The 14,919-nt window shown below is 29.0% G+C and carries 20 protein-coding genes; 14 read left to right on the top strand and 6 right to left on the bottom strand.

The window, feature by feature from the left end:
• Window positions 1-43 precede the first annotated feature (43 nt).
• The gene (locus tag ACTT88_RS04455; RefSeq protein ID WP_440908113.1) at window positions 44-1,186 is read left to right on the top strand and encodes an anhydro-N-acetylmuramic acid kinase; all 1,143 of its coding nucleotides are present in this window, start codon (window positions 44-46) and stop codon (window positions 1,184-1,186) included.
• On the opposite strand, the gene ACTT88_RS04450 is transcribed toward ACTT88_RS04455, so the two are convergent.
• Window positions 1,183-1,827 (bottom strand): alpha/beta hydrolase, encoded by a 645-nt coding sequence (locus ACTT88_RS04450; RefSeq protein ID WP_440908624.1) that lies wholly within the window; start codon window positions 1,825-1,827, stop codon window positions 1,183-1,185. The two genes, ACTT88_RS04455 and ACTT88_RS04450, sit on opposite strands and share 4 nt — an antisense overlap.
• A gap of 149 nt (window positions 1,828-1,976) precedes the next feature.
• Between ACTT88_RS04450 and ACTT88_RS04445 the strand changes: the two genes are divergently transcribed.
• From ACTT88_RS04445 to ACTT88_RS04405, 9 genes are all read left to right on the top strand, one after another.
• The gene (locus tag ACTT88_RS04445) at window positions 1,977-2,402 is read left to right on the top strand and encodes an Rrf2 family transcriptional regulator (RefSeq protein WP_440908112.1); all 426 of its coding nucleotides are present in this window, start codon (window positions 1,977-1,979) and stop codon (window positions 2,400-2,402) included.
• A gap of 1 nt (window position 2,403) precedes the next feature.
• Window positions 2,404-3,846 carry a Fe-S cluster assembly protein SufB gene (sufB, locus tag ACTT88_RS04440; protein ID WP_440908111.1) on the top strand — a complete coding sequence of 481 codons (1,443 nt, stop codon included), beginning with the start codon at window positions 2,404-2,406 and terminating at the stop codon, window positions 3,844-3,846.
• A gap of 1 nt (window position 3,847) precedes the next feature.
• Window positions 3,848-4,582: a Fe-S cluster assembly ATPase SufC gene (gene sufC, locus ACTT88_RS04435; protein ID WP_440908110.1), complete on the top strand. Its 735-nt coding sequence runs from the start codon at window positions 3,848-3,850 to the stop codon at window positions 4,580-4,582.
• Window positions 4,583-5,830, top strand: coding sequence for a SufB/SufD family protein (locus tag ACTT88_RS04430; RefSeq protein WP_440908109.1), 1,248 nt, complete (start codon window positions 4,583-4,585; stop codon window positions 5,828-5,830).
• Window positions 5,827-7,044, top strand: coding sequence for an aminotransferase class V-fold PLP-dependent enzyme (locus ACTT88_RS04425; RefSeq protein WP_440908108.1), 1,218 nt, complete (start codon window positions 5,827-5,829; stop codon window positions 7,042-7,044). The genes ACTT88_RS04430 and ACTT88_RS04425 overlap by 4 nt, the downstream gene beginning before the upstream one ends.
• Window positions 7,044-7,508: a Fe-S cluster assembly sulfur transfer protein SufU gene (gene sufU / locus ACTT88_RS04420; RefSeq protein ID WP_440908107.1), complete on the top strand. Its 465-nt coding sequence runs from the start codon at window positions 7,044-7,046 to the stop codon at window positions 7,506-7,508. Before ACTT88_RS04425 ends, sufU begins: the two co-directional genes overlap by 1 nt.
• Window positions 7,509-7,511: 3 nt before the next feature.
• Window positions 7,512-7,811 (top strand): SUF system Fe-S cluster assembly protein, encoded by a 300-nt coding sequence (locus tag ACTT88_RS04415; RefSeq protein WP_075485463.1) that lies wholly within the window; start codon window positions 7,512-7,514, stop codon window positions 7,809-7,811.
• Window positions 7,811-8,146 (top strand): HesB/IscA family protein, encoded by a 336-nt coding sequence (locus ACTT88_RS04410; protein ID WP_072091219.1) that lies wholly within the window; start codon window positions 7,811-7,813, stop codon window positions 8,144-8,146. The genes ACTT88_RS04415 and ACTT88_RS04410 overlap by 1 nt, the downstream gene beginning before the upstream one ends.
• A gap of 66 nt (window positions 8,147-8,212) precedes the next feature.
• The gene (locus tag ACTT88_RS04405) at window positions 8,213-8,383 is read left to right on the top strand and encodes a hypothetical protein (RefSeq protein WP_023855029.1); all 171 of its coding nucleotides are present in this window, start codon (window positions 8,213-8,215) and stop codon (window positions 8,381-8,383) included.
• 9 nt (window positions 8,384-8,392) lie between these two features.
• On the opposite strand, the gene glnA is transcribed toward ACTT88_RS04405, so the two are convergent.
• On the bottom strand, window positions 8,393-9,799 hold the full coding sequence (gene glnA / locus ACTT88_RS04400; RefSeq protein ID WP_075504285.1) for a type I glutamate--ammonia ligase: 1,407 nt from the start codon (window positions 9,797-9,799) through the stop codon (window positions 8,393-8,395).
• 137 nt (window positions 9,800-9,936) lie between these two features.
• Between glnA and ACTT88_RS04395 the strand changes: the two genes are divergently transcribed.
• Both ACTT88_RS04395 and ACTT88_RS04390 read left to right on the top strand, forming a co-directional pair.
• Window positions 9,937-10,419 (top strand): YbaK/EbsC family protein, encoded by a 483-nt coding sequence (locus ACTT88_RS04395; protein ID WP_440908106.1) that lies wholly within the window; start codon window positions 9,937-9,939, stop codon window positions 10,417-10,419.
• Window positions 10,416-11,303, top strand: coding sequence for a DMT family transporter (locus tag ACTT88_RS04390; RefSeq protein ID WP_440908105.1), 888 nt, complete (start codon window positions 10,416-10,418; stop codon window positions 11,301-11,303). The genes ACTT88_RS04395 and ACTT88_RS04390 overlap by 4 nt, the downstream gene beginning before the upstream one ends.
• Here ACTT88_RS04390 and ACTT88_RS04385 read toward each other — a convergent pair.
• From ACTT88_RS04385 to ACTT88_RS04375, 3 genes are read right to left on the bottom strand one after another with little or no spacing between them, the layout of a single operon-like run.
• Window positions 11,296-12,201 carry a homocysteine S-methyltransferase family protein gene (locus ACTT88_RS04385; protein ID WP_440908104.1) on the bottom strand — a complete coding sequence of 302 codons (906 nt, stop codon included), beginning with the start codon at window positions 12,199-12,201 and terminating at the stop codon, window positions 11,296-11,298. The two genes, ACTT88_RS04390 and ACTT88_RS04385, sit on opposite strands and share 8 nt — an antisense overlap.
• Window positions 12,201-12,791, bottom strand: a complete 591-nt coding sequence (locus tag ACTT88_RS04380) for a putative 2OG-Fe(II) oxygenase (protein WP_440908103.1) — start codon at window positions 12,789-12,791, stop codon at window positions 12,201-12,203. The genes ACTT88_RS04385 and ACTT88_RS04380 overlap by 1 nt, the downstream gene beginning before the upstream one ends.
• 37 nt (window positions 12,792-12,828) lie before the next feature.
• Window positions 12,829-13,575, bottom strand: a complete 747-nt coding sequence (locus ACTT88_RS04375) for a sulfite exporter TauE/SafE family protein (protein WP_440908102.1) — start codon at window positions 13,573-13,575, stop codon at window positions 12,829-12,831.
• Between the two features lie 9 nt (window positions 13,576-13,584).
• On the opposite strand from ACTT88_RS04375, the gene moaB reads away from it, so the two are divergent.
• Window positions 13,585-14,085: a molybdenum cofactor biosynthesis protein B gene (gene moaB, locus ACTT88_RS04370; protein WP_440908101.1), complete on the top strand. Its 501-nt coding sequence runs from the start codon at window positions 13,585-13,587 to the stop codon at window positions 14,083-14,085.
• On the opposite strand, the gene ACTT88_RS04365 is transcribed toward moaB, so the two are convergent.
• On the bottom strand, window positions 14,086-14,331 hold the full coding sequence (locus ACTT88_RS04365; RefSeq protein WP_072091233.1) for a DUF1244 domain-containing protein: 246 nt from the start codon (window positions 14,329-14,331) through the stop codon (window positions 14,086-14,088).
• A 21-nt stretch (window positions 14,332-14,352) separates the two neighbouring features.
• Between ACTT88_RS04365 and ACTT88_RS04360 the strand changes: the two genes are divergently transcribed.
• Complete coding sequence (locus ACTT88_RS04360; protein WP_440908100.1) at window positions 14,353-14,919, top strand: CoxG family protein; 567 nt, start codon at window positions 14,353-14,355, stop codon at window positions 14,917-14,919.

Raw genomic sequence — 14,919 nt, 5'->3', positions numbered from 1 at the left:
GTTTATAGTTACACTATACAAATTTTTTTTAAAAAACATATTAATGAAAAAAAAATTATATACTGCAATTGGGCTAATGAGCGGAACATCTATGGATGGTATTGATTTATCTATAATTAGCTCAGATGGATACGATGAATTTTCAAATATTTTAGATGATTATTATGAGTATGATAAAAATCTTCAGGATCAGTTAGTTCGATTAAGAGATTTAGTTTTAACAAAGAAAGATCTTTTACAAAACTCAGAAAAATTAAGAGAATTGGAGCGTAATTTAACTCTTTTTCATGCCGATGCAGTTAATCAATCATTAAAAAAATATAGAGACCCCATTGATTTAATTGGTTTTCATGGTCAAACAATTTTTCATAATCCAAATGAGAAAATTACTAATCAATTAGGAGATGGGAAATTATTATCTCAACTAATCAAAAAAAAAGTCATATATGATTTTAGACAAGCGGATATTCAAAATTATGGCCAAGGTGCTCCTTTAACACCAATTTTTCATCACATTTTATCAAAAAAAATTAATCAAAATTTTAATATTAAATTTCCAATAGGTTTCTTGAATATTGGTGGTATCGCAAATGTTACAAAAGTTATTAATGAAACTGATAATTTTCAAAATAACCTTTCAGCTTTTGATATAGGTCCTGGTAATTGTTTAATTGATGAATGGATAAGAAATAATTCTAATAAAAAATTTGATAAAAATGGTGAACTAGCTAATGCAGGGAAAGTTGATCAATTAATTCTAAATCAGGCAATAGATAATTTTAAAATAAATTCTTACTCTCAGTCACTGGATATTAAAAATTTCGATGTATCCTTTGCAAGAGGTTTATCTTTAGAAGATGGTTGCGCTACTATAACAGCTTTTACAGCATATTTGATTTCAGAAGGGTTAAAATATATTAGCCAAAAAAAAAATATTACCTTTTTAGTCTGTGGTGGTGGTAGAAAAAATATTAATTTAATTAATTGTATAAAAAATTACACATCAAATGAAAATAATATTACTTTGGAAATTATAGATAATTATAATTTAAATGGTGATTATATTGAATCTCAGGCATTTGGATTTTTAGCTATAAGATCTTTTTTGAATTTACCAATTTCTTTTAGCACAACAACTGGATGTAAAGAATTTACAGTGGGTGGAAAATTGGTAGAAAATTTTTAATATAGTGCAGTTTCTTTTTTTATATATTTATCAAGATGTTTAATTAAAGAATCACTTGTTTTTGAAAAAAAGTGATTGGCATCTGATATTGCATTAAATTCTACTTTAATACCTTTTTGAGCGCTTAATCTTTTATTTAATTCTGTAATGTATTCTACTGGTACTAATTCGTCTTTTTTACCATACGCAACTAAACCAGAAGTTGGACATGGAGATAAAAAAGAAAAATCATAAACATTTGGTTGAGGTGAAATTGCTATAAACCTGTTTATTTCTGGTCTTCTCATTAATAATTGCATTGCAATTAAAGATCCAAATGAAAATCCCGAAACCCAACATTGTGAATTGTCAAAATTTTCTCTTTCTAACCAATCTAAAGCAGCTGCTGCATCAGCAAGTTCGCCTTGACCATTATCGAATTCTCCATCGCTTTTACCAACACCTCTGAAATTTACTCTGCAAACCGAAAAATCATTATCCATAAATGTATGAAAAGTATCTACTACTACTTTATTATTCATCGTTCCTCCATATTGAGGATGGGGCTGTAACACTAAAGCAATTGGTGAAGTATTTTTTTTACTTTTATAATATTTAGCCTCAAGTCTTCCTGCAGGACCAGGTATAAATATTTCTAAAATTTTATTGTCCATAAGCGATATTGATTATTATTCTCAAAAAAAATGTACGTTTATCACAAGTCAGCGACAAAATGTTAGTTTTTTTTTATACTCTAAACTTGACCATTTTGGTCAAGTATATATAAAAACCCACAATTTAAGGGTAAAAAATGAAACTTACATCAAAAGGTAGATATGCTGTAATGGCTTTAGTTGATTTAGCTAGGTTTGATAACATCAATCCAGTATCACTAAGAGATATATCATTGAGACAAGGTATATCTTTAGATTATCTAGAGCAAATTTTTTCTAAATTAAAAAAAAACGAAATTGTTAAAAGTATTAGAGGAACTCAAGGAGGATATGTTCTCAATAAAAATCCGAACGATATTAAATTAACAAATATTTTTAATGCTGTTGATGAAAAAGTAAGAACAGTTCAGTGTAAAAAAGAATCAAAAAGAGGATGTAATGGTAAAGCCACAAAATGTATAACTCATAATCTTTGGGATGAATTAGAGATTCACATAAATACATTCTTTGAAAATAAAAGCTTAAAAGATTTGTTAAATAACAATAAAGAAACAAGAGTTTAGAATGGATAACAGACAAAAAGAGATAAATAATTTAAAAGACTATAAATATGGTTTTTCGACAGACATAGAAAATATTCAAGCTCCAAAAGGTTTGAATGAAGATGTCATTAAATTTATATCTAATATTAAAAAAGAACCTGCATGGATGCTTGAGTTTAGACTAAAAGCTTTTGAAAGATTTAAGGTATTAAAAGAACCTGACTGGCAGAAACCTAAATTTCCAAAAATAGATTATCAAGATTTATATTATTATTCTGCACCTAAAAGTATGAAAGATAAGCCAAAGAGCTTAGATGAACTGGATCCTAAACTTTTAGAAACTTATAAGAAACTTGGAATTCCTTTGCAAGAGCAAGCGAGATTAAATGGAATAGCTGTTGATGCTGTATTTGACTCAGTTTCTGTAGCCACTACTTTTAAAGATGAATTAACTAAACAAGGAATTATATTTTGTCCTATATCAGAGGCAATTCAAAATCACCCTGAATTAGTTAAAAAATATCTAGGATCTGTAATTCCAACAAGTGATCATTTTTTTGCAACATTAAATTCAGCAGTTTTTACAGATGGTTCATTTGTATACATTCCAGAAGGTGTTAGATGTCCAATGGAACTATCAACTTATTTTAGAATTAATGCATCTAATACAGGTCAATTTGAAAGAACTTTAATTATTGCAGATAAAGGAAGTTATGTAAGTTACTTAGAGGGATGTACAGCTCCAATGAGAGATGAAAATCAATTACATGCTGCTAATGTAGAGCTAGTTGCGCTCGATGATGCAGAAATAAAATATTCAACTGTTCAGAACTGGTATCCAGGTGATCAAGATGGCAAAGGTGGAATTTATAATTTCGTAACCAAAAGAGGTTTATGCAAAGGTAAAAATTCTAAAATATCATGGACACAAGTTGAAACAGGTTCTGCAATTACTTGGAAGTATCCTAGTTGTATTCTTAAAGGAGATAACTCTGTTGGTGAGTTCTATTCAATAGCTATTACTAACAACCACCAAAAAGCAGATACAGGTACCAAAATGATCCATTTAGGTAAAAATACTAAAAGTAAAATAATTTCGAAAGGAATATCAGCTGGTAGTTCAGATATGACTTATAGAGGTTTAGTTGATATTTCATCAAAAGCAAAAAATTCAAATAATTATACTCAGTGTGACTCTTTATTAATGGGTAACAAATGTGGAGCTCACACTGTGCCTTATATAAAAAACAAAAATTCTGAGTCCAATATTGCTCACGAGGCAACCACATCCAAGATTAGTGAAGAGCAGCTACATTATTGTCAACAAAGAGGATTAAATCCAGAGGAAGCTGTTGGCTTAATTGTTAACGGTTTTTGTAAGGAAGTATTGCAACAATTACCTATGGAATTTGCTGTAGAAGCACAAAAACTTGTAGGTATCAGTCTGGAAGGAAGTGTTGGTTAATATGCTTAAAATAAATAATTTAAATGCAACCATCGATAATAAGTCTATTTTAAACGGACTATACTTAGATATAAATCCCGGTGAGGTTCATGCAATTATGGGCCCTAATGGATCTGGAAAAAGCACATTATCAAATATTCTATCTGGAAAAAAGGGTTATGAAGTTTCTGGGGAAGTTCTTTTTGAAGAAAAAGATTTATTTGAACTTGAAACAGAGGAAAGAGCACACAAGGGTATATTTTTAGCTTTTCAATATCCTTTAGAAATTCCAGGTGTAAATACAAATATATTTTTAAAAACTTCTTTAAATGCTGTTAGAAAAGCTAGGGGTGAGAAAGAGCTTGATGCTATTGAGTTTCTAAAATTGGTAAAAGAAAAGTCTAAAGAATTAAAATTTGATGAGGAAAAATTAAACAGACAATTAAATGTTGGTTTTTCTGGAGGTGAAAAAAAGAAAAATGAAATTTTACAGATGTCGTTGCTAGCTCCAAAACTTTCAATTTTAGATGAAACAGATTCTGGTTTAGATATTGATGCTTTAAAGATTGTTGCAGATGGAGTTAACACATTAAGAGATAAAAATAATTCATTTTTAATTATCACACATTACCAAAGATTACTTGACTATATAAAACCTGACTTTGTTCATGTTTTGATGAATGGAAAAATTGTAAAATCTGGTGGTCCAGATTTAGCTTTAGAATTAGAGAAAAAAGGATACGAAAATTTTAATTAAATGAAAGAACAATTACAAAAAGATTTTTATAATAGTATAAAAAATTTAAGTTTATCTCAAAAAGATATTGAGATAAAAAAATTTTGTTTAGATAATTTTATAGAGAAAGGTTTTCCAAATAAAAAAGAAGAAGATTGGAAATTTTCAGATATTAATCAAATAATAAAAAATAATATTGGAGAACTTAGTTTTTATAATGATCAAGCTTCTACTAATAAAGTTGATACCTCTGTATTTGTAGATGGATTAGAGCACAATAAAATAGTTTTTATAAATGGTAGAATTGAAAAAATTGATTTTGAATATGAAAAAAAAGATCAAATAGAAATAATTGATCAATCAGAAACTATAAATGAATTTGAAAATAGCAATTCATTATCTGACTTAAATAATGCCTTTACTAACAAATGTTTTAAAATATTGTTAAAAAAAGGTTATCAGTTAGCAAAACCTCTTATTATCTATCATACAACAAATTCAAAAATTTGGTCTAAAAACATTAATTTACGACTTAATTTTGAACTAGATAAAGATAGCTCATTAAGATTAATTGATTTGTTTAATGATGTATCTGAAAAGAATTTTTTAAATATATTTTATAACTTTGAATTAAAGGAAAATGCTGTTTTAAAAAACTACAAAGTAGATAAATTAGAGAATAAAAATATTAAGTATTCTTTTAATAATATTGATCAAGACAAGAACAGTATTTCTGAAACATTTATTTTATCTTCTGGATCAAATTTTTCTAAAAATGAGATAAACTGTAATTTAAACGGAGTTTATGCATCAGCTTTTGTTAATGGTGTTTTTTCATTAAGTAATGATAAACATCATGAAATTAGATCAATAATAAATCACTTAACTGAAAATACAAAAAGTTATCAATTAATTAAAAGTGTTTTAGAACAAAGCTCTAAAGCAGTTTATCAAGGCAAAATATTTGTAAATTCAGATGCTCAGAAAACTGATGGATACCAATTGAGTAAAGCAATATTGTTAAATAAAGAATCGGAGTTTAATGCCAAGCCAGAACTAGAAATTTATGCTGATGACGTTAAGTGTTCGCATGGTTCAGCATCAGGCAGTTTAAATGAAGACTCTATATTTTATTTAATGTCTAGAGGTTTAAATTATCAGCAGTCAAGGGAGTTATTGATTAATGGTTTTCTGCTTGACGTTGTGGAAAAAATTACTGACTCAGAAATAAAAAACTTAATAAAAAATATGCTTGGAATTAAAGAATGAATATTGATCAGATAAAAAAAGAATTTCCAATTTTTGATGAAAAAATTCAAAATAATGATCTAGTTTATTTAGATAGTGCAAATTCTTCACAAAAACCAAAAATAGTTGTGGATAGAATTAATGAATTTTATACCAAACAATTTTCTAACGTTGGAAGAAGTGTTCATTATCTTGCCGTAGCAGCAACAAATTTATACGAAAACACAAGATCATCAGTTCAAAAATATATCAACGCTAAAGATAAAAATGAAATTGTTTTTACAAAAGGTGCAACAGAAGCATTAAATTTAGTTGCTAATACATTAGGCCAAAGTTACCTAAAGGAGGGTGATGAAGTATTAATTACGGAACTTGAGCATCATTCAAATTATGTGCCATGGCATTTCTTAAGAAAATCAAAAAATATAAAAATTAATTTTGCTGAAATAAATGAAGAAGGTGAAATTACACTTGAAGAAATAGAAAAGAAAATAACTCCAAAAACAAAATTAATTTCTATTACTCATCTGTCGAATGTAACAGGTGCAATTTTACCCGTAAAAGAAATTACCCAGCTTGCACATTCAAAAGGAATAATTGTTGTAGTCGATGGATGTCAGGGAGCACCACATTTAAAACTAGATATGCAAGATTTAGATTGTGATTTCTATGCAATTTCATGTCACAAAATGTATGGACCTACAGGTTTGGGAGTTCTATATGGCAAAAAAAAATGGTTAGAAGAATTACCTCCATACCAAGGTGGTGGAGGAATGATAAATGAAGTTAAAAAAGATAGGATTTCCTATGGTGAACTACCTAATAAATATGAGGCTGGTACTATGGCTACAGCACAAGTAATTGCTTTTGACCAATCAATAAAATTTTTAGAAAGCATTGGTATCGAAAATGTTATGAAACATGAAGCTGATTTAGTTGAATATGGGCAAGAACTATTACAAAAAAATAACTCAGTTAAACTAATTGGAAATCCAAAAAATAAAGGAGGGGTTTTATCATTCAATATAGAAGGGGTTCACCCTCATGATATAGCAACTATCTTGGATGAAGACGGGGTTGCAATAAGAGCAGGACATCATTGTTGTCAAATTCTACATGACAAATTAAATATTCCAGCTAGTGCTAGAGCATCGGTTGGTATTTATAATACAAAAGAGGATTTAGATCAGTTGAATGAGTCAATTAACAACTGTAAAAAAATATTTAATTTATAATGAATTTAAAAGAACTTTACCAAGAAATTATATTAGAACACGGTAAGAATCCTAGAAATCTTAGAAAGACAGAAGGTTTTAATAAAGACGCTAAAGGTAATAATCCACTTTGTGGTGATAATGTTCATGTTTATTTAAAACTAAATGGACAAAAAATTGTAGAAGATGCATCCTTCGAAGGGAGTGGTTGTGCAATTTCAATGGCTTCAGCTTCTATAATGACAGATTTAATTAAAGGAAAAAATGAGCATGAGGCTAAAGAGATAGTTGAGGATTTTTTAGGAATGATTAAGGAAAATCCTGAATTAAAATCTAAGTATTTGAGTGAAGATGAAAAAACTAAACTAATGTGTTTATCTGGTGTTAAGCAATATCCAATGAGAGTTAAGTGTGCAACTTTATCTTGGCATACAATGGTTTCTGCTTTTGATGAAAAAACAGAGGAAGTAAAAACGGAAAATTAAATTATGTCAAAAAAAGAGCAGATAATTGAAGAAATAAGAAAAATTTATGATCCTGAGTTACCTGTAAATATCTACGAATTAGGTTTGATTTATGATATTAAGGTTGAGGACGATAAGTTTGCTAAAATTAAAATGACTTTGACCACACCAAATTGCCCAGTAGCTGAAAGTTTACCTAAAGAAGTTAAAGATGGTGCAATGCAAGTTGAAGGTATAGAGGATGTTGATCTTGAGTTAGTTTGGGATCCACCGTGGAATAAAGATATGATGTCAGAAGCAGCAAAATTGGAATTGAATTTATAATGAACCCTATTATTAAATTAAGTGATAACGCAGCATTACGAATAAAAGAGATAATGTCTAATGCTGAAAAAGATTCTATCGGAGTTAGAGTATCAGTGAAATCTGGTGGTTGCGCAGGGATGTCATACGTGATGGAGTACACAAAAGAGTTAAATCCTAATGATGAGGTTATAGAAGATAAGGGCGTGAAAGTATTCGTTGATTCAGCCGCTATTATGTATCTGCTTGGCACTGAAATGGATTATAAAAAGGAGGAATTGTCCTCATCATTTGTGTTCAATAATCCTAATGAAACTGAGCGTTGTGGCTGTGGAGAGTCTTTTAAAATATCATAAGTTGTATTATCCCAATAATTGCATATCTGTATTGCATTATATGCATATCTAGTATATAGATTCTTCATGAACAAATTTGAGTTTAAAAATCTTGTTAAAAACTTAAAAGACTCTTTAAAGGAAAAAACATTCTTTAAAGAACTACGTAAAGAAGTTGAAACCGGTGCGAACGGCACACAAGATTACGTAGTTAAAAAAGGTGTTAACAAAGATACAATTGCAACAACTAGACAGTAATTAAATTTATTAGCTACTGTAATACATCTCAAACTCTACAGGATGAGGTGCATGTTCAAATTTGTGAATTTCTTCAAACTTAAGAGCAATGTAAGCATCAATCTGATCGTCAGTAAAGACACCGCCTTGAGTTAAAAACTCTCTGTCTTTATCTAAACTTTCCATTGCTTCTCTTAAAGAACCACAAACTGTTGGGATAGCTTTAACTTCTTCAGGTGGTAATTCATATAAATCTTTATCAAAAGACTCACCAGGATGAATTTTATTTTTAATTCCATCAATTCCAGCCATCAACATAGCTGCGAAAGTTAAATACGGGTTTCCGGCAGCATCAGGGAATCTAATCTCACATCTTGCACCTTTTTTGCTTAATGTGATCGGTATTCTACAAGAAGCAGATCTATTTCTTGCTGAATATGCAAGAAGAACTGGAGCTTCAAAGCCTGGAATCAATCTTTTGTAACTGTTTGTTGTAGAGTTAGCAAAAGCATTAATTGCTTTAGCGTGTTTTAGAATTCCACCAATATAATGTAATGCGGTTTCACTTAATCCAGAATACGCATCACCTGAAAACACTGGAGTATCACCTTTCCAAATGGATTGATGGATGTGCATACCTGAACCATTGTCACCAGCAACTGGCTTTGGCATAAAAGTTGCAGTTTTTCCAAATGAATGTGTAACCATTTGAACAACATATTTATATAATTGCACGTTGTCAGCTTGGTTTACTAAAGTTCCAAAATACATTCCAAGCTCGTGTTGACTAGGAGCAACTTCATGGTGATGTTTTTCAACTTTAATACCAACTTCTTTCAAATTTTTAAGATATTCACCACGCATATCTTGTTCACTATCAACTGGTGGTACTGGGAAATATCCTCCTTTAATTTGAGGTCTATGACCCATATTTCCATTTTCATATTCTTTACCTGAATTGTAAGGACCTTCTTTACTATCTAATTTAAATCCACACTCATTCATATCATTTTTGATTCTTACATCGTCAAAAACAAAAAATTCGGGCTCAGGTCCAAAAAAAGCTTTATCACCTATACCTGATGCTTTTAAATATTCTTCAGCTTTTTTAGCAACACCTCTAGGATCTCTTTCATAAGGATCTTTTTTAATTGCATCTAGAATGTCACAAAACAAAACCACAGTATTATGAGACGTAAAAGGATCCATGAACATTCTTGCAGTATCAGGTTTTAAAATCATGTCAGACTCATTAATTGCTTTCCAACCAGCAATAGACGAACCGTCAAAAAATACACCTTCATTCAACATACCTTCATCAACTATTGAAGCATCCATTGTTAAGTGTTGAAGTTTTCCCCTTGGATCAGTGAATCTTAGATCCACAAATTCTGCCTCTTTTTCTTTGATAAATTTTAATACGTTTGCAGCACTCATTTTGTCTCCTATGTAATTTTGTCTGGCCTAATTAGCAAAAAAATACTTAAAAATATTGCTTATTTAATAAATAACACCTATGCAATTTTCACATAAGTAGTGTAATTAGTCACTAAAATAATAAATTAATTAAACTTGTGAATTCAATACTAAATAAAGAGCCAGTTATAAGAGCAGAAAAATCTCTAAAACAATTTAACCCAGATCTTAAAGTGATTGTTTTGGAGCAAACTGCCAGAACAGCTAACGATGCAGCTACAGCTTTAGGTTGCAAAGTAGGAGCTATTGTCAAAAGCTTACTTTTTAAAGCAGGGGATAGTTTTGTTTTATGTTTAGTTTCTGGAGATAAAAGGTGTTCATTAAATAAATTAAAAAAAATTTTAGATGAAAAAGATGTTTCAATGGCGGATCCAGAAGATGTTAAAAAAATTACTGGATATACAATTGGCGGAGTATCTCCAACAGGACATTTGACAAAAATAAAAATTTTTATTGATGAAACTTTAAATAGATTTTCTTCTATTTTTGCAGCTGCAGGTCATCCTAATGCAGTATTCGAAATAAATTTTGAAAATTTAATTGCCTTAACCTCTGGTGAGATAAACGAAATAACAGAATGAGAAAACCACAATTAGTTGATTATTTGTTGTTGACATTGTTGTCATTAATATGGGCGTCTGCTTTTTTTAATATAAAGATTGCTACATACTCATTTGGACCTATTACAATAGGTTTTTTAAGATCCTTTTTAGGAGCTATACCAGTTTTAATTTTATGTTTTTATAAAAATATAAAAATTGAAGCATTCTCAAATGACTGGAAGTGGTTTGCAATCATTGGATTGGTAAATTTAGCTATTCCATTCATACTAATATCTTATGGAGTGAATTTTGTTCAAAGTAACTTAGCTGCTATCTTGATGTCTACAACACCATTGAGCTCAACTGTTCTAGCTCATTTTTTTTTAAAAGGAGAAAAATTTAACTTATTAAAAACTATTGGATTATTAATAGGATTTTCAGGAATAGTTTTTTTATTTTCAGATAATTTTTTAATTAATGAAAATAACTTTGTTGCTGCACTTTTAATTCTACTTGGATCAACTTGCTACGTTATTGGAGGAGTAATAACTTTAAAAATAAGTAATAAAGAAAATGAAAATGTCACAGGTTCAATTTTAATTTGGTCAACAATTATACTTCTTCCATTTACTTTAATTTTTGAAAAACCTTGGATGTTAAATCCTTCTATGGACTCAATTATATCCGTGATATATTTAGGAATTTTTCCTACTGGGATAGCATGGTTATTGAGATTCAGAATTTTAAAAACAAATGGCCTTATATTTCATTCACAAGTTTCATATATCATTCCAATATTTGGAATTATTTTAGGATACATATTTCTCAATGAAATAATTACCTCAAAAATTATAGTTGCATTAATTGCTGTATTTATTGGAATATATTTAGCAAGAAAAGCAGATTATAAAAACATTACTTAAGGTTTGCGATTGCTTTTATGTGTGGAGGACTTGTTTCACAGCATCCCCCAAGAATAGTTGCCCCAGCGTCTTTAAATTTTTTAGCAATTTCTTGAATTTTAATTGGTGTTAAATCTTGTCTTTTTCCCAAAATTTCATTTGGATTAGATTTTTTTCCTAAAAAAACTGATGTGTAACTTTCTCTTAGTTTTGTGGTAACAAAACCATTTAATTTGAAGCCAAATGGTATATTTAAACTTTTTAATTCTTTTAAGTTTTTCTCAAAATTTTCGGGAGAAACACAAGACAAAAGTACCCCAAGAGCGTTTTCATCAATTATTTTTTTTACATCTTTGATCTTTTCCCCACTTGGTAAAGTTGTTCCTTCAGATACATGTAATCCAACTAAATATGGTTTTTTAAATTCTTTTATAGCCTCAATTCCACACTTAACCTCTTTAACACTACTCCAAACATCAAAGTAAAAAAAATCAACATATGGATTTAACACCTTTGCTTGACTATTAAAGTTTTCTGTAATTTCGAGCTTATCTCTATCATCTGCTTCATAGGTTAAATTTTGTGGAGGTATGCCACCAGCGATATAAGTATTGGGAAATTTTCGTTTTGCAGTTTGAGCAATTTCACCCGCTTTTTGATTTAAATATTCAAATTTATCTAAAAGATCATTCTCTTTTAAACGTTTTTGCCGTGTAGCAAAAGTTGTTGTGACAATGATTTCTGCACCAGCTTTTATGAAATCAATATGAGTGTCTAAAACAAGTTGATGATAATTTTCATCTAATATTGCATTAGCACTCCATAAGGTTGAATTTGGCTTCATCCCTCTCGCAAGTAATTCTTGACCCATTCCTCCATCTAATATTCTAATTTTTTTAAAAAAATTTTTGTTAATCATTATTTTCTAAAATTGATTTTAGCATTAAAAGAAAAAGATCTCCTTTCAGCATTAATATTAAATGGATATGCGGTATGCATTAAATAGTTTGGAAAAATTATTAAGTCTCTTTCTTTAGGCACAATATTAAAAATACTTCTGCTTAAAAACCCCCTTTGTCCGTTTATAAAATCAATTGTGCCATTAGTCTTATCCTTTTTGTTTTTTAAAAGTTTATTTTTAGTCATATCTTTTGGGACTTTTAAATAACCCACACCAGATATATCTCCATCATGATAATGAATAGGGTTATATTCATCTTTAAATTGACTAACTACCCATAAATTTAATATTTTAATATCTTTAATTTTTTTAATCTTTTCATTTTTTAGAAAATTTTTGACATTTTTTTTTATTTCTCTTTCTAAATTTTTTTTTATGAAATTATCAGAAATTTTAATTTCTTTTTTAATTTGACTAGCTAGTTTGGAGCTATAATCATTATTTTTTGTTAAAACTTTATTATCAATCTCTTTATTTAAGATATCTAAAAATTTCTTTGAAATTTTTGTCTTTCCTATTGATGGTCCAAAAGGCTTAATATTTTTCATAATGCTTTAAATATATTAAAGGCAAATTTATTCAATATTAAGCTATAAGTTTAATTCCCATTCTTATTGCGACAAAAATTACAAGAAAAGAAGTTAGTAGAGCTAATATTTTGTTCGATAAAAATTTAATGTTTAACACGCTACCAATTTGTCCTCCAATAAGTACAGATAAAAATAATGGCCAGTAGGTAATAACTTGATCTAAAACCTGATCTTTTGTCAGCTGTCCAACTATTCCAAAGATAGAATTGATTAATATAAATAAAGATGCACTACTTGTGATATGTCTAGGGTATCCAGCTTTCATTAAAAATAAAAAAGGGCTTAAAAAAATTCCTCCACCAATTCCCACTATACCTGACAGAAAGCCAATTATTGATCCAATAGAAATTGAAATTAATCTTGGTATTTTGTTAATTTTAATTTGCTCTTTATTAAAAGATTTACTCTCAATTAATAAAAAAATCCCTGCAACCAACAAAACACAAAATAATAAAATCTCAAATAAACTTTTTTCAATTGTTATTGATCCTCCGATAAATGCAAAAGGAATAGAGCCAACCAAATAAGGAAAAAGTAAATTAAAGTTTATATTTTTAGATCTTATAAAATTGATAGAATTACCAGATACAACAATAATGTTACATACAAGAGCTATAACGGGAAATATTGTGTAAGGTACACCCCAAATTAAAAGTATAGCAAGATATGTTGAGCCTCCCCCAAAACCCACACTTGAGTATATTAATGCAGTTACAAAAAAAAGAATTGATAATATAATCATTTTTAAATTATGGATGTAAATATAGCTTTATTAACTGTAACAGATACAAGAACTTTTGATAATGATAAATCAGGTGCAATCTTGGTTGAAAAAATTAAAGAAGCAAAACATCAATTAATTGATCGAAAAATTTGTAAAGATAATAAAGAGGATATTGTTAAAATTTTAAAAGAATGGACAAATCAAAAAGATATAGATGTTATAATTACTACTGGAGGAACAGGTCTTACTGGAAGAGATATAACTCCTGAAGCAGTTAATGAAATTGCAGATAAACATATACCTGGATTTGGAGAGGTTTTTAGAACAATAAGTCTAAAAACAGTCGGAACATCATCTATACAATCTAGAGCTTGTGCAGCTTTATCTAATGGTAAATATATATTTGCATTACCAGGATCCTCAGGCGGCGTAACTGATGCGTGGGATGGAATATTAAAGCATCAATTAGACGTTAATCATAAACCTTGTAATTTTGTAGAATTATTTCCAAGACTTAAAGAGAAATAATTATTTTTGATATTTGTCTTTCCATTCAGAATAAGGCATTCCATAAACATGCTCTCTTGCATCAGGATCAGAAATTTCAATTCCTTTTTTTCCTGCTTCTTCTCGGTACCACTTAGAAAGACAGTTTCTACAAAAACCTGCAAGATTCATTAGATCTATATTTTGTACATCTTTTCTTTCCCTAAGATGAGAAATTAATCTTTCAAAAGCTGCAGATTGTAATTCTTTTTTTGTATTTTCATCCATAATTTATTATATGTTTAATTTATGAAATTAACAGGATCTTATAAAATTAATTTAGAAAAACAAAAAATTTGGGAAGCATTAAATGATCCAGAAATACTTAAACAAGCAATCCCGGGATGTGAAGAATTTAATAAAAAATCTGATACTGAATTTTCTGCAAAAGCTACAAATAAAATTGGACCTTTTAATGCAACATTTTCTGGTGATATTGAGTTAAAAGATTTAAACCCTCCTAACAGCTATAAGATATTAGGTTCTGGAAACTCTTTAGTTGGTTTTGCTTCAGGAGAAGCTGAAGTTAAACTTGAGGACACAGAAAATGGAACAAATTTAATTTATTCTGTTGAAGCACAAGTAGGTGGTAAAATTGCACAAGTAGGTTCAAGGCTTATAGATATGACAGCAAAAAAAATGGCAGATATATTTTTTGGTAAATTTTCTGAATTAATTTCTTCTGAAAAGAATGAATCAAGTGAGATAGCCGAGTCCGATGACCAAAAAGTATCTGTGTCAAAAATGAATTATAGATATTTAACAGCTGTAGTTGTTCTAGGAATTTTCTTAATTTATTGGATGTTTTTAAAATAA

The sequence above is a fragment of the Candidatus Pelagibacter sp. genome, assembly GCF_052046145.1.
Classification (GTDB): Bacteria; Pseudomonadota; Alphaproteobacteria; order Pelagibacterales; family Pelagibacteraceae; genus Pelagibacter.
This window is presented reverse-complemented; position numbering and strand designations above follow the sequence as displayed.